This window comes from Streptomyces boncukensis (genome assembly GCF_011045075.1).
GTDB lineage: Bacteria > Actinomycetota > Actinomycetes > Streptomycetales > Streptomycetaceae > Streptomyces > Streptomyces boncukensis.
On the sequence record NZ_JAAKZZ010000953.1, the window covers coordinates 1 to 1388 of the forward strand.

Annotated in this window: 1 protein-coding gene and 1 pseudogene; both read right to left on the reverse strand. The window is 71.0% G+C overall.

The genetic code is table 11. The features are described 5' to 3' along the window. Positions 1 to 264 (reverse strand): annotated as a pseudogene (locus G5C65_RS38805) (hypothetical protein); the annotation flags it as partial. A gap of 73 nt (positions 265 to 337) precedes the next feature. After that, positions 338 to 1279, reverse strand: a complete 942-nt coding sequence (locus G5C65_RS37260) for an N-acetylneuraminate synthase family protein (RefSeq protein ID WP_165303461.1) — start codon at positions 1277 to 1279, stop codon at positions 338 to 340. Positions 1280 to 1388 lie beyond the last annotated feature (109 nt).

Sequence of the window (1388 nt, forward strand, 5' to 3'; positions counted from 1 at the left end):
GTCCGGGTGGGTCTGGTGGGCCTGGTGGGCCTGGTGGTGCCGGTTGGGTCCGTGCGGGCCGTGGCGGGTGTGTGACCACTCCAGGACGTTCAGAAGCTGGACCGGGCTTTCCACCAGGGCGATCGTTCCTGCGGTTCCCGCGGTCCCGGTGGGTTCGCCGGTGGGCGCCGCTGTGCTGGGCCCCGGAGCGGCCCGCGGGGTGTCCGCGTACACGGGGGACACCCCGGGGGCCGGGTCCTGTGCGCTCTCCGCTGCGTCGGACAACGGGCTCGCTCTCCGTTCGGCTCTCGCCTCCGGGCGGCTCGGCGGCCGCGTACGGGTAGTAAGGGTGCGGGTGTCAGACCGCGGCGGGCTGGCGGTCGGCCGCGCCCTCCTCCGACTCGGCCACCACGCCCTTGACGCGGCGCAGCTTGGCCATGGGCTTCAGCTCGCTCTCGTACACCTTCTTGACGCCGTCGCCGAGGGACTCCTCGATGGTGCGGATGTCGCGGACGAGGCGCTGGAGGCCCTGCGGCTCGACGGACGCGGCCTGGTCCGAGCCCCACATCGCGCGGTCGAGGGTGATGTGCCGCTCGACGAAGACGGCGCCCAGGGCGACGGCCGCGAGGGTGGTCTGCAGGCCGGTCTCGTGGCCGCTGTAGCCGATGGGGACGTTCGGGAACTCCTCGTGCAGGGTGTGGATCATCCGCAGGTTGAGCTCGTCGGCCTTGGCGGGGTAGGTGGAGGTGGCGTGGCAGAGGACGATGTTCTCGCTGCCGAGCACCTCGACGGCGTGCCGGATCTGCTTCGGGGTGGACATGCCGGTGGAGAGGATGACGGTGCGGCCCGTCGCGCGCAGGGCGCGCAGGAGTTCGTCGTCGGTGAGGGAGGCGGAGGCCACCTTGTGGGCGGGGACGTCGAACTTCTCCAGGAAGGCGATGGACTCGACGTCCCAGGGGGAGGCGAACCAGTCGATGCCGCGCTCGGCGCAGTGCTCGGAGATGGCGCGGTAGTCGTCCTCGGTGAACTCCACGCGGTGCCGGTAGTCGATGTAGGTCATCCGGCCCCAGGGGGTGTCGCGCTCGATGTCCCACTGGTCGCGGGGGGTGCAGATCTCGGGGGTGCGCTTCTGGAACTTGACGGCGTCGCAGCCGGCTTCGGCGGCGGCGTCGATGAGGGCGAAGGCGTTGTCGAGGTCGCCGTTGTGGTTGATGCCGATCTCGCCGGTGACGTAGACGGGGTGGCCCGCGCCGACGGTCTTGCGGCCGAGGGTGCGGAGGCGGGGGTTCGCGTTCGTCATTTTCGGTGGTTTCTTTCGTTCGTGGTGACAGATGGGGATGAGGTCGAATGGGCGTTCGGGTGCCGCGTGGGCGGTACGGTGGGGCGTGGATCGGTGGCGGCGGGTCGGG